The organism is Flavobacterium pectinovorum (genome assembly GCF_900142715.1).
Classification (GTDB): domain Bacteria; phylum Bacteroidota; class Bacteroidia; order Flavobacteriales; family Flavobacteriaceae; genus Flavobacterium; species Flavobacterium pectinovorum.
In genome coordinates this window covers 119,205-132,377 of the sequence record NZ_FRBX01000001.1, presented here as the reverse complement: position 1 = coordinate 132,377, position 13,173 = coordinate 119,205, and the positions used below count along the sequence as shown (strand labels likewise).

Below are 13,173 nucleotides of genomic sequence, written 5' to 3'. Positions count from 1 at the left end.
AAAGATATAAGCAAAATCAGTTATTAAATGCATATTACAAGTATTCAATATTGCAGAGACACAGTAGTGTCTACAAAAGGTTGTCGATATGCAATGTCTAAGACGCACTGCTGTGCGTCTCTACATTATATTTTGGAATTCGATAGACTTAACAGGTTTTATTTAGAGGTTTTTTCTTTAATTGAATAATAAATTGGAATTCCCAGCAGCATTATAAAAACACCCCAGCCACAAGTTGAAAATTTGGTAAACAATAAGGAAATGCAAACTGCCGAAGCAATTATAATATAGAATATTGGCAAAAAAGGATATCCAATTGCTTTGTATGGACGAACGGCATCGGGCATTTTTTTACGAAGGCGTATGATTCCGTAAATGGTTAAAATGTAGAAAATCAACACGATGATGATTACAAAATCCAGCAAATCACCATATTTGCCTGTAAGACATAATACTGAAGCCCAGATACATTGTGCCCATAATGCCCAGGCAGGAACACTTGAATGGTTTAATACGGCTGCTTTTTTAAAGAACAAACCATCGGTGGCCATTGTATAATAAACTCTGGCTCCGGCCATAATCAATCCGTTGTTACACGCAAAAGTCGAGATCATAATCATTAATGCGATAATAAGGGTTCCGATATCTCCAAAAATATAATCACAGGCTACTACTGCTACCCGATCTGATTTTGCGCCGGCAATTTCGTTTAACGGAATTACGGCTACATACATCAAATTGGTCAGTACATAAATTATGGTTACGATTAAAGTTCCCAGAAACATGCTTAACCCAACATTTCTTTTCGGATTTTTAATTTCTCCTGCAATGAAGGTTACTCCTGTCCAGGAATCACTCGAAAATAAAGTACCAACCATTGCTGCAGAAATTCCCGAAATTAAAGCTGTTGTACCAATTGGCATCCAGGATCCGTTTTCGGTATTGAAAGAATGTGGTGTCCAGGCATCTGTCCAGTTTGCATTCCAAATAGAAGATTTAGCCGCTAAGGTGAATCCGAAAATGATTAATCCTGAAATGGATACTATTTTTATAATGGTTAAAATGGTTTGTAGAATCTTGCTGTTTTTTACACCACGTGTGTTTAGATAGGTAAGAAAAACAATGGTTACAATAGAAACAATTTGTGCTACATTTAGTTTAAAACTGCCCATTTCATACAGGATATTTTCGTCACTGACAGCAGGAATTATATAGGCCGCAAATTTTGAAAATGCTACTCCAACTGCTGCAATTGTTCCGGTTTGGATAACGGCAAAAAAACTCCAGCCGTACAAAAAGGCAATTAATTTATTATAAGCTTCTTTTAGATACACATATTGTCCGCCTGCATTAGGAAACATGGCGCTTAATTCTGCGTAGCTTACTGCCGCAATCATGGTTATGATTCCCGAAATAAGCCATATTAAAATGAGCCATCCTGTTGATCCTACTTGTCGGGCTATATCGGCACTTACAATAAATATTCCGGAACCTATCATGGAACCTACCACAAGCATGGTTCCGTCGAGAAGTCCGAGTTCTTTTTTAAATTCTTCCTGATTATTATCTGTCATTTTGGGTTTGTTTTTTGGTTGTTTTTTGGTTGTTTTTTGGTTGTTTTTTGGTTGTTTTTTGTTAGGTATGCGAAATGGTTGTATTGAATCTAAATTGAGTTAGGATTTAGATTTTCAGATGATCAGTCTGAATGTTTATGCTATAATATTTCAATTTTAAAGCTCCGGCGGAGCAAGATATTTATAGTTGAATTTTAGATTATTTTATATGAGCTCCAGCGAAGCGATATATGTGTTTTACGGAAAAATATTTCACCCCGATGGGTTCAACAAAATGAATGTATTATTTTTCTATACATATTTCGCCCTTTCAGGGCTTGTAAAGATCATTGTCCAGCGAGCTCGGGCGGAACGGAATATTTACGGCAATCCATATATTTCAACATTAGAACTCCAGCGGAGCGACACATTCTTTTTTCTATAAATATTACGCCCTTTCAAGGCTAGCAACCTACATGTTTTGTTCTAAATAAAAAATTCAGCTTCAATCTTTAAAAAATTGAAGCTGAATTTTAGAATTGAAACATTTGGGTGTCTACAGAAGTTTTCTTTTCAGAAATAATCTCTGCGACTATTTTTCCTGTTGCAGGGGCAAGACTTAATCCCATCATGGCGTGGCCTGTAACCAAAGTTAAATTTTTAAGTTTTTTGTCTCTGGCTATGATTGGCATTCCGGAAGGTGTACAAGGCCTGAATCCAAACCAGGTTTCTTCTTCTTTTGGCATTTCGATTTTTAGATCGGGGTAAAAATCATTGATGGAATTAACGATTCCCTGAAGTCTGTTTTGATTAATTTTGGTATCGTTGGTATGGGTGATTTCCATTGTTCCTCCAAAACGTATATCATTGTTCATGGGGGTTACGGCTACTTTTCCTTCGCATAAAATACTTGGAATAGATGGTTTATGGTTTTGATCTTTCAGTGTAAAACTGTACCCTTTTCCCGGTAAAATCGAAATATTGATATTTAATTTTTTAGCGATATGCGGACTCCATGATCCTGTTGCCAAAACTACTTCGTCTGTTGTAAAATTGCCTTTGTCGGTTATAATTTCGGCAATGGTGTTGTTCTTTAACACAAAATCACTAACTGTTGTCGAAGGGTGAATTTGTACATTGAGCTGTTTTAATTCGTCTTTTATAAACTGCATGAATTTTTGCGGATAAACATGTGCATCGCTTTTATAATGTACACCGCCAATTACATTTGTGGCTGTTCCTTTCTCTAGTTTTGTAACTTCTTCTTTGGAAAGAAAATCAACTTCTAAACCTAATGCTTCTGCCAGTTTTCCTTCATGATAAATTTCTTCTGCTGTTTTTTCGGTTTTATAAAGCATTAACAGCCCTTTTTCTTCATAAAAAAAAGAGTTGTTTTGCCTGGCAAGATCCTGATATAATTCTTTGCTCAAAAGTGATAAATCGCAAAGTGCCGGCATTGCTTTCTCAACATGATTTAAATTGGCATGTTTATAAAATTGCAATCCCCATTTCATTAAATCTCTGTTTAATCTGGGTTTTACGTAAAACGGACTATGACTGTCAAACATCCATTTTATTCCCTGAGCAATCATACCGGGTTGTGCGAGTGGAATAATATGCGAAGGGACGATCATTCCGGCATTTCCGTAAGAACAGCCATCATTCATATCAGATTTATCAAAAACAACTACTTCATAACCTTCTTTGGCTAAATAATAAGCTGAACACAAGCCTATTATCCCTCCACCAATTATACTTACTTTTTTCATTAGTCTTATAAATTTAAAAATTCATTGGCCTCGAAAGTTATCTGCAAACCAATGAATTTTTTATATTATTATTTTCTTTTAAATCACCTGAAAACCAAATGCGTACGGATCATCATCTTCGTCAATAATGATATTGTTATAACCGTAAACCTTTGCCCAGCCCTGAATACTTGGTACTATGGCTTTGATATCTCCTATCGAAGTTTCTTCTTCTACCCTTCCAATAAATTTGCTTCCGATAAAACTTTCATGAATATAATCTTCTCCTTTTTTAAGTTTTCCTTTTGCATGAAGCTGCGCAATTCTGGCCGAAGTTCCGGTTCCGCACGGAGAACGGTCGATTGCTTTATCTCCATAAAAAACGGCATTTCTGCCTGATGAAGCTGGGTCGATAGGATCGCCTGTCCACAGCATATGACTTACATCGCGAATTGTATCGTTTTCAGGATGAATGAAAAGATTTGGATATTTCTCATTTATTCTTTTACGAACTTCCTGACTGTACTGCACAATTTTTCCTGCTGTAAAATCCTGAACTCCTGAAAAGTTCTTTTGCGGGTCTACAATGGCGTAATAATTTCCGCCGTAAGCGACATCAAAAACAATTTCTCCTAATTCGGGACAATCTATCGTAAGTCCTTCGGCAGCCAGGTATGATTTTACATTGGTTAAACGCACCCAATCGACTTTTTTACCGGTTTGCTGGTATTCAATCTGAACCAAACCTGCAGGTGCTTCCATTTTAATTTTTCCCGGAATTTTAGGAATTACCAAACCTTCTTCAATGGCAATAGTGATCGTTCCGATAGTTCCGTGGCCGCACATCGGCAGACATCCTGAAGTTTCAATAAATAAGATTCCAAAATCATTTTCGGGATTGCTTGGCGGATACAATATACTGCCGCTCATCATGTCATGACCACGGGGTTCAAACATAAGTCCTTTACGAATCCAGTCAAATTCTTTTAGAAAATGCTGGCGTTTTTCACTCATATTCGCTCCAATCAAATTTGGACCACCACCAGCTACAACTCTTACTGGATTTCCACAAGTATGTGCATCTACACAAAAAAAGGTTTTTCTAGGCATATATTAAATAGGATTGTGGGTTACTATGTCGTTTACTATTCTATTAATTCCTAACGGATTACTATCCTGCAGCGCAACTGGCAATAGCTGATTTGGCCAATCCTGAAAAGTTACCGGACGTACCCATCTTTTAACCGCTGTTAATCCAACTGATGTAAATTTGGAGTCTGAGCTTGCAGGAAAAGGCCCTCCATGTGTCATTGCCGAACAAACCTCAACACCTGTCGGAACATTATTAAAAATTAATCGGCCTACTTTGTTTTTAAGGTTTTCAATTACTTCTTTGAAATCTTCCCATTCGTTTAAATCTCCATTTAAAACTGTGCCGGTTAGCTGCCCTTCTAAGTCAAGAATAATTTCATTAAGCTGCTCAATATCATCACATTTAACTACAATAGAAAATGGCCCGAAAACTTCCTTATGAAATGTTTTGTTTTTTAAGAAGATATCGCCATCAACCGTAATAACATTTTGCAATGCATAATTTGGTTTTACACTTCTCTCTAAATTGGTTTGCTGTGTATACCCTTCTTCTCCAAGTACTTCTGATTTTAGACGCTCATATTGTGCTTTTATATTAGGATGCAGCATGCAAGTTGGCTCTAATTTATCGATCTCTAAAGCTAAAATAGTAATAAAATAGTCCAATTCGTTGCTTTTTATTCCTAAAATAAGCCCCGGATTTGTGCAAAACTGACCCGTTCCTGCCACAATCGATGCAGCATAATTTTGAGCCCATTTTTCGGCATCGGTTTTCAATGCAGAGGGTAAAATGAGTACCGGATTGATACTTCCCATTTCTGCATAAACAGGAATTGGAACTGGTCTGTTGGCAGCAATTTTACAAAGTGCCGTACCTGCTTTTATACTTCCTGTAAATCCTACTGCTTTTATGGAAGGATGTTCTACCAAAGCTGTTCCGACTTCTATACCGCTGCTATTAAGATTAGAGAAAACACCATTGGGCATTCCGGTTCTTTGGGCTGCTTTAATAACTGCAGAAGCTACTAATTCTCCAGTTCCCGCATGAAGCGGATGCGATTTAACCACTACAGAGCAACCGGCCGCCAAAGCGCTCGCCGTATCACCGCCTGCTGTAGAAAAGGCAAGTGGAAAATTACTGGCTCCAAAAATAGCGACAGGCCCTAGCGGAATCTGTAATCTTCTAATATCCAGTTTTCCTTCGGTTTTATTGATAATCGCTTCTACCCAGGAACCTTCTCTCAACATAGCCGCAAATGCCCTTAGTTGTCCGGTTGTTCTGGCTCGTTCGCCGTTGGCTCTTCCGGCCGGAAGGCCGGATTCCTGAATATAAGTGGTTAATAAATCCTCGCCAAGTGCTTCAATTTCTTCCGCTATAGCTTCGAGAAAATCGGCTTTTTTTGCATCTTCAATTACACCGTATGTTTTAAAAGCTTCTTCGGCTAATACTACAGCTTTGGAAATTTCATCTGCGGCAGCTTCGTAGAAAACAGTTTCATTTTCAGAATTTAATTCCGGATTTACGGTTTTGTATGTCGTTTTACCTTTTGCGGAAAGCACGTCTCCAATATAATTTTTACCTGTAGTCATCGCTTTCTATTAAAATTAAATTAAATGTTTTTGTAGGCTGGCAAAACCGGTCTGTTTTTCATGGCAACATCAATGATCGCCAAGACACGTTCTCTTTCTGCTCCTTGTAACGGCAATCTTGGTGCTCTTACGTTTTCGGTTCCAAGTCCTGTGGCTACTTCTGCCAGTTTGATATTTTGTACCAATTGCGGCGAGATATCCAGTTCAAGCAATGGCATAAACCATCTGTAAATCGCTAAAGCTTCTTCTACTTTTCCGGCTTTTACCAATTTATAAATGGCAACGGTTTCTGCCGGATATGCCACTACTAAACCGGCAACCCATCCATCGGCTCCTGCCACTAAACTCTCAAGTGCCAAAGTATCTACACCGCAAAGTACTTTTAAGCGATTTCCAAAACGGTTCCTGATTCTCGTTACATTACTAATATCACGAGTGGACTCTTTTACCGCCTGGATATTATCTAATTTTAAAAGTTCTTCAAACATATCCAGTGTTACCTCAATTTTATAATCGACAGGATTATTGTAAATCATGATAGGCAATGATGTGCTTTTTGCAATTTCTTTAAAATAAACCACCGTTTCGTAATCTGTTGCTTTATATCGCATTGGAGGCAGTAACATTAAACCATTTACCCCAAGTTCTTCTGCACGTTTTGCCAAAGTTATTGCCTCACTTGTAGTTTGCTCAGCAATGTTTACGATAACCGGAATTTTTCCGTCGGCAAATTTTAAAGTAGCCGTTATTAAAACCTCTTTTTCTTCCTTGGTCAATGTACTGGCTTCTCCAAGAGTACCTCCCAGTATAATTCCATTAACACCGGCATCAATTTGTGCTTTAATATTCTTTTCGAACATTACCAGGTCTAACTCTCCTTGTGCTGTAAACTTTGTTGTTACAGCTGGCATTACGCCTTCCCAATTTATTTTCATATTCTTAATTTTTATCAAAAATAAAGCTTAAACAAAATAGCTCCTGTGTCATTATTAGCCTTTATCAATACTATATTACCATATCTGTTGGATAATCTGTTTTTTTTGTTAATATTTACATATCTAAAAACATTACGTTGAAAATCCTACCTTTTAAAATACCTAAAACTGAACGGGAAGCGCTGATATATCAGGAAGATATTGAACGTGTTTTCTATGACCAACTGCATCAGCATGAAGAAATTCAGATCAGTTACATTATGAAAGGTTCCGGTTCACTAATTGTTGGAGATTCTATTAACAATTATAAAGAAGAAGATATTTTAGTTATTGGCGAGAATATACCGCATGTTTTTAGAAGTAATGTTGAAGCCAGTCCGGAGTCTGTAATGCTCACTTTATTTTTTACCAAAACTTCCTTTGGAAAAGATTTTTTCAGCCTGAATGATATGAGTGGTCTCGACGATTTTTTTAAGGAATCTGAATATGGGATGAAAATCTTATCGAACCAAAAGAAAATAATTCATCATTTTACCAAACTTAAAAAACAAAATAAAATACAGCGAATTGCTTCTTTTCTTAAAATTATAAACATCATTATTGGTTCAGAAAAAACACCGCTTTCTTCTTTTGTTTACAAGAAAAAATATACCGATGATGAAGGGAGAAGAATGAGCGCCGTTTTTGAATACGCAATTGAATTTTACCATCAAAATATTACTCTTGATGAAGTGGCGGAAAAAGCCAATATGAGTAAAAATGCTTTTTGCCGTTATTTTAAAAAGCGCACCAATAAAACTTTTTTTCAGTTTTTGATTGAAATCAGAATTGAAAATGCCTGTAAATTACTGCATCATAAAAAAGACCTTTCGATCGCCTCAATATCTGAGCTTTGCGGTTTTCAGGATATTGCCAATTTCAACAGAAAATTTAAGGAGCTAAAAGGAATTTCGCCTTCGCATTATCGCGCTCATTTTTGATTGTTTTTTTGCAATTGATTTAATGTAGAGAAAATGTTATCATGTAATAAAATATAAAATTTATCATGATTCGTTTCCCACGGTTGAAACCGTGGGCAATGTTTGAATATTTTTGTCGCCCTATTTCTATTCTCCGGAAAGGTTTTGGAAATCTGTCAGGTTTGATTATGCTTAAAAACCTTTGTCAAAGTTTAAAACTTTGACAAAGGTTGACACAGAATTATGTCCGTTTTTAGGCAAAAACAATTTATATGATTTTATTTTTCATATCAACATCATTTAAAATGAAAAGCCATTCCTGGGGAGGAATAGCTTTTCACACACTTATAAATTACAAGTAACCAACTTGCAAATTTTTTATATTTATCTAGTACCCCGGATTTTGCTTTAAATTGCCATTCTTAGCCATTTCTGACTGTGGTATTGGAAAAATAGCTCTAAAATCTTCACTGGCATCTCCTTTTTTCGAAAGCCATGATTTTTTTGAATATACTCCAAATCGTATTAAATCTTGTCTTCTATGTGCTTCGCCAACAAATTCCCATGCTAATTCATCAAGGAAACCACCATACAGAATATCTGCACCACCTTCATAATTTGTAATCACTCCTGCCTCATAAGTCCCGTATTTATAAACACTGCCTCCTAAAAGTTTTTCTCCTGTTACGGTTGCTTTGGCAGGATTGGTATTTTTAAAATTTCTTTGTCTAACTTCAGTAACAATAGCAGCGGCTCCTCCGGCATCACCTTTTCTTAATAAACACTCAGCTTTAATCATCATAGCATCTGCTAATCTGTAAAAAGGAACATCATTACTTGCTTGTCCTACAACACCAGGGCCAATTTCATATTTAACCATTCTAAAACATTCATTAGGCTCAGCTCCATCAACATTAGTTATATAATTAATATATTCAAATTGTGTTACTTTGTCATCCAACATTATTGGGTCTCCTTGACTGGTAAATTGTTTACCTCCTAACCAACAGTCTTTTAATCTTTGGTCATCCGGATCATACGTATCTATAAATTGTGGTATTCCGCCAGTTCCGTTCCAAGGACCTCCCGCCAAATCAAAAGTCGCCTGACTTGCAGCTGCCAATGTTCTGTATGGCCAGCTTGTTCCCGGAGCTTTCACCTGATCAAAAGGGATAGACAATATTTGTTCTTTAGAAAGTTCATTTTTTATTATGAAATTGTCCCGATAATTAGGTGTTAATTGAAACCCGCCATTATCTATAACATCATTAACCTGAGCTAAAGCTTCATCCCATTTTGGTGTACCTAAATAAACACCGGAATTCAAATACAATTTTGCCAAAGTCATTTTTACTGCCCACTGGTTAATTTTACCATAAGTCTCAGAGTTGTTCTTATTGCTCAAATAAGGCAAAGCTGTTTTTAATTCGCTTTCTACAAAATCATATACTTCTTTCCCTGTATTTTGAACAGGTAAATAACCCGGAGGATTGATATATGAAGTTACAATAGGTACATTTCTAAAATTATCTAATAGTAAATAATAATAAATGGCTCTTAACGCTTTTAATTCCTGAATGATATTTTCTTTGTTTTCAATACCTTCTAATTCCTCTATTTGGTATATTGCCCTATTGACTTTATTTACTCCGGTATACATATAATACCAATTACCCTCTGCCATTGGAAGTGCAGTTCCCCAAGTATGTTTATGCATTGTAATGTAATAATCGCCCCAGCCAATACCGTTTCTTTGAGGTGTTACCATTAGATCTGACGAATCTTCATACAAGTTGTAAATAGCATCCCAATCTGCATAAATTTGTCTGAATGAGTTGTAGGCCGGCGCAATAATACTCGTTAAATCTTCTGCAGTTAATTTAGTATCCTCTGCACTTACCTGATCATAAACGGTCTCATCCAGATTTGTACATCCTGCTCCTGAAAGAAGCAAGCCGGAAATAAGAATTTTATATACTATATTTTTCATTTTGATTTAATTTAAAAAGTTACATTTAAACCTAGGGTTAAGCCTGTAGTACTTGGATATTTATCTCTATTGTCCATTCCTTGCGACAATGGATCATCTCTCTTTATCTCCGGATCCAATCCTTTGTATTTGGTAATTGTTGCTAAATTATTTCCAGATACATACAATCGCATTGCGTTTATAACTTTAAATGGTTTAACATCAAAATTATACGATAAGGTTACGTTATCTACTTTTACATAATCTCCTTGTTCAACATAATAACTCACATAGGTTTGATTGTAACTTAATACTGATTTATCATATACTTTATCATATGCTGAATCTAACGTATTGTAAGCAATTGTTGGATTTTCGTAAAACATACGCTGTGTATTGAGTATTTGAAAATCGAAAGCACCTGTTAATACAACACTAAGATCAAATTTTTTATAGGTAAAAGTATTCGTCCATCCGGCATAATATTGCGGAATACCATTTCCTAAATATCGCTTATAATCATCGTTATACATTTCTGTAGTAAGTGTTTCTCTTGTGCCGTCTGGCAATTCAACAATCCATTTTCCATCTGTAGTAATATCTACCGATTTTAATCCCCAAAAATTACCTATTGGTTGTCCGACTTCTAATCGGTGTGTTTCAAACGAAATTGGATCTCCTGTGTTTCCGGTATTCAAAAAATCTCCTTCAATTTTATATAAATCATTAGAAAGACTCGTCAGTTTATTTTGATTGTGCGAAAAAGTCATTGAAGAGTTCCAAACAAAATTTTCTGTTTTAACAGGAACCGTATTAAGAAGAATTTCAAATCCTTTATTTTCCATTTTTCCAACATTTGCAGTAATCTCAGGGAACAAATAAGGAGGTGTTGGTACACTATAATCCCATAACATATCACTTGTTTTTTTATTATAGACATCAAAGCTTCCGCTAATTCTATTATTGAAAAAACCAAAATCAAGACCAATATTTATCTCCGTAGTTTTCTCCCAGCGTAAATCAGGATTTGGGTTACTTACCGGTTCTAAACCTTTAACCCATTTTCCATTACTAAAGAAATACCCTTCATAATCATACAATGTCATTGACATATAAGGGTCATTAGGTATTACTCCTGTTTCTCCATAACCTGCTCTTAGTTTTAAAGTATTTACAGCAGAAACGTCTTTTAAGAAAGACTCTTTATTTATGCTCCATCCTGCAGAAGCTGCCGGAAAATTACCCCATTTGTGATTATCTCCAAACTTAGAAGAACCTTCACGTCTGATACTGAATAACAAATCGTATTTGTTATTATAATTATAGTTAAGCCTGGCAAAAAATCCAATTAATTTACTGTCATTTTTATAACTATCCATAAATGCGATACCATCTGACAAACCATTTCCAACTTCTAAATTATTATAAGAAAAGGCATCTGTTGGAAAATCAGAATTTCTGGCTTCAAATCCCTCGTTAAGGGTATATTGATAACTATAACCACCTAATACTGTGAACTCATGCTTACCAAAAATTTTATGGTATTTAGATGTTATTTCCACATAATCATTATCTGTAGCTCCTGTACTTCTTGAGGCAACTCCATTTCTTCTGTTTATGGTATTTGAATAATGCTTTTTACTTTCAACATATCCATTTAAACCTGTATTTTTATTTTTTGAAAGCTGTGTACTTATATCCCATCCCGGTAACAAATCCAGAGTCAGATTAGCCGTAAATCTTTGCCATGTGCTATTTCTATCCTGTGTGGTTTCATTCATAATTGCCACAGGGTTGTAATACTGAAGTTTATTTGGATCTTCATTATATGTACCATTTGGGTTATATACAGGAGCGGTAGGATTTCTTATCATTGCCTGTCTGTAAGCATATGCAGCGATGGTCTCTTCAATTCCCATATCGCTTGTCCCGTTTAGCAAGCTTAAGTTAATCTTTAACTTATCATTGAACATGGTATGATTGACATCAAATGAAAATCGATACTCTTTATTAAACGTATTAACAAAAACTCCTGTTTGATTAACATAATTAAGGTTTACTACATAATTTGTTTTAGCACTTCCGCCTTTTAAAGCTAAATTATGATTTTGAGAAAATCCAGTTCCTGAGATTTGATCTAACCAATCCGTACTGGCGCCACCGTCGGTAAAAGGTAAGGTAACCCCTTGTGAACGCAAACTTCTTTGTTGATTGGCATCCAAAAATTTGGCCTTGTTAGCAAAATTAGATGTTGTAGCAAATGTTGAGTACGTAATTGTGGGTGCTGTTTCTTTATTTACTGTTTTTGTTGTAATAAGAATTACTCCATTAGCTCCTCTGGTTCCGTAAATTGCTGCCGCAGATGCATCTTTCAAAACATCTATCGACGCAATTTCATTTGGAGCCACCGTATCTATACCTCCGGGTACACCATTAATTAAGACCAAAGGACCAGTACCTCCTTTTAAAGTTGAGAATCCACGCAATGTAATATCTGGTCTGGATCCCGGATCTCCTGAACCGTTATTAATTGTTAAACCCGCAACTTTACCTTTTATAAGATCAGAAGCATCATTAATGGCTCCTCTTGTAAAATCTTTTTCTTTTATACTGGCGATAGCACTGGTAATTCTTGATTTTTTCTGAGTTCCGTATCCTACAACAACTACCTCATTTAATTCTTCTTTACTTTCCTTAAGAACTACATTTACTTTATTCTTATTCAAAACAGAAATTTCCTGAGTTAAAAAACCTAAATAACTGATAATTAATTTTGAATCTTTATTTTTAAGCGTAATCTCAAAATTTCCATCGAAATCACTTACAACGCCATTAGAGGTATTTTTTTCTAAAACTGATACTCCAGGCAGAGGAAGATTATTTGCATCTGTAATTTTACCGCTGATTTTCTGTTGTGAAAAAGAGCTAAAAACGACAAACAAAAATAAAATCGTGTACTGCATTTTATCTCTGTAACAGGATGTTGCAGTACTTTTTAAAGCTTGTGTGGCTGATTTCATAATTTAACAATATTGGTTAGTGTATTTTTGACACTTGTAAAATTATGTTAAATTAGAGTTAACAAAAATGTTTATATTACCACATGCTAATACTATATTATCCGTTTTTTATAGTAAATTTTACTTTATTGATAGAATAATAGATAATTTAACAAAAAAAATGCTGTTAGAGTTTTTTTAGGAGATTTTAATTTAACCCTCAAAAATTAATTTCTTAAATGTTAGCTAGTTTAAAAAATTAACAAAATCACAATCAAATTATTAGAAACAATATTGGCTCATTTAAAAACATTTATTTAAAGAATCT

8 protein-coding genes are annotated in these 13,173 nt (G+C 35.3%); 1 reads left to right on the top strand and 7 read right to left on the bottom strand.

Annotated elements, in window-relative coordinates; genetic code table 11:
- Window positions 1-158: 158 nt before the first annotated feature.
- The 5 genes from BUE22_RS00450 to BUE22_RS00430 form a co-directional block, all read right to left on the bottom strand.
- Window positions 159-1,574, bottom strand: a complete 1,416-nt coding sequence (locus BUE22_RS00450; protein ID WP_073392883.1) for an APC family permease — start codon at window positions 1,572-1,574, stop codon at window positions 159-161.
- 512 nt (window positions 1,575-2,086) lie between these two features.
- Complete coding sequence (locus BUE22_RS00445) at window positions 2,087-3,322, bottom strand: NAD(P)/FAD-dependent oxidoreductase (RefSeq protein WP_073392880.1); 1,236 nt, start codon at window positions 3,320-3,322, stop codon at window positions 2,087-2,089.
- 78 nt (window positions 3,323-3,400) lie between these two features.
- Complete coding sequence (locus BUE22_RS00440) at window positions 3,401-4,411, bottom strand: 4-hydroxyproline epimerase (RefSeq protein WP_073392877.1); 1,011 nt, start codon at window positions 4,409-4,411, stop codon at window positions 3,401-3,403.
- A gap of 3 nt (window positions 4,412-4,414) precedes the next feature.
- On the bottom strand, window positions 4,415-5,983 hold the full coding sequence (locus BUE22_RS00435; RefSeq protein WP_073392874.1) for an aldehyde dehydrogenase (NADP(+)): 1,569 nt from the start codon (window positions 5,981-5,983) through the stop codon (window positions 4,415-4,417).
- Between the two features lie 20 nt (window positions 5,984-6,003).
- Window positions 6,004-6,918 carry a dihydrodipicolinate synthase family protein gene (locus BUE22_RS00430; RefSeq protein ID WP_073392872.1) on the bottom strand — a complete coding sequence of 305 codons (915 nt, stop codon included), beginning with the start codon at window positions 6,916-6,918 and terminating at the stop codon, window positions 6,004-6,006.
- A 137-nt stretch (window positions 6,919-7,055) separates the two neighbouring features.
- Between BUE22_RS00430 and BUE22_RS00425 the strand changes: the two genes are divergently transcribed.
- Window positions 7,056-7,898 (top strand): AraC family transcriptional regulator, encoded by an 843-nt coding sequence (locus tag BUE22_RS00425; RefSeq protein ID WP_073392869.1) that lies wholly within the window; start codon window positions 7,056-7,058, stop codon window positions 7,896-7,898.
- A gap of 367 nt (window positions 7,899-8,265) precedes the next feature.
- Here the strand turns inward: BUE22_RS00425 and BUE22_RS00420 are convergent, their stop codons facing one another.
- Both BUE22_RS00420 and BUE22_RS00415 read right to left on the bottom strand, forming a co-directional pair.
- Window positions 8,266-9,867, bottom strand: a complete 1,602-nt coding sequence (locus BUE22_RS00420; RefSeq protein WP_084540184.1) for a RagB/SusD family nutrient uptake outer membrane protein — start codon at window positions 9,865-9,867, stop codon at window positions 8,266-8,268.
- Between the two features lie 11 nt (window positions 9,868-9,878).
- Entirely contained in the window at window positions 9,879-12,866 is a 2,988-nt protein-coding gene (locus BUE22_RS00415; protein ID WP_073392865.1) for a SusC/RagA family TonB-linked outer membrane protein, read from the bottom strand.
- Window positions 12,867-13,173: the final 307 nt, after the last annotated feature.